This window comes from Staphylococcus sp. EG-SA-2 (assembly GCF_017152085.1).
Genome location: NZ_JACYHC010001196.1, coordinates 1 through 649, shown reverse-complemented (window position 1 = coordinate 649; position 649 = coordinate 1). Strand labels below are relative to the sequence as shown.

Sequence of the window (649 nt, the reverse complement as noted above, 5' to 3'; positions counted from 1 at the left end):
AGTTTGAAACAGGCAGTGTCACAACCCTTATTCGAAGGGATTGAGTGGATTATTGTGTCTTTAGGTGCACAAGGTGCATTCGCTAAGCACAATCATACATTCTATAGAGTGAATATTCCGACAATAAACGTATTAAATCCGGTTGGTTCAGGTGATTCTACAGTTGCTGGAATTACTTCAGCAATTCTCAATCATGAAAACGACCACGATTTACTAAAAAAAGCTAATACTTTAGGCATGCTGAATGCGCAAGAAGCACAAACAGGATATGTCAATTTAAATAATTATGATGAATTATTCAATCAAATTGAAGTTTTAGAGGTGTAAATAATGTCAAAATCTAATCAAAAAATCGCATCAATTGAACAATTAAGTAATAACGAAGGTATCATTTCTGCATTAGCATTTGACCAACGTGGTGCTTTAAAACGAATGATGGCTAAACATCAAACGGAAGAGCCAACTGTCGCTCAAATTGAACAATTAAAAGTATTGGTTGCGGAAGAATTAACACAATATGCGTCTTCAATTTTATTAGATCCAGAATACGGTTTACCAGCATCTGATGCACGTAACAAAGATTGTGGATTATTGCTAGCTTATGAAAAAACTGGTTATGACGTAAATGCTAAAGGTCGTTTACCTGACT

Annotated in this window: 1 protein-coding gene and 1 pseudogene; both read left to right on the top strand. The window is 35.0% G+C overall.

What is annotated here, in order from left to right; genetic code table 11:
* Positions 1 to 327, top strand: a 327-nt coding sequence (locus IDG60_RS28125) for a PfkB family carbohydrate kinase (protein WP_241013408.1), incomplete at its 5' end; no start/stop codon positions are given.
* Between the two features lie 3 nt (positions 328 to 330).
* Positions 331 to 649: pseudogene (locus tag IDG60_RS28120) on the top strand (tagatose-bisphosphate aldolase); the annotation flags it as partial.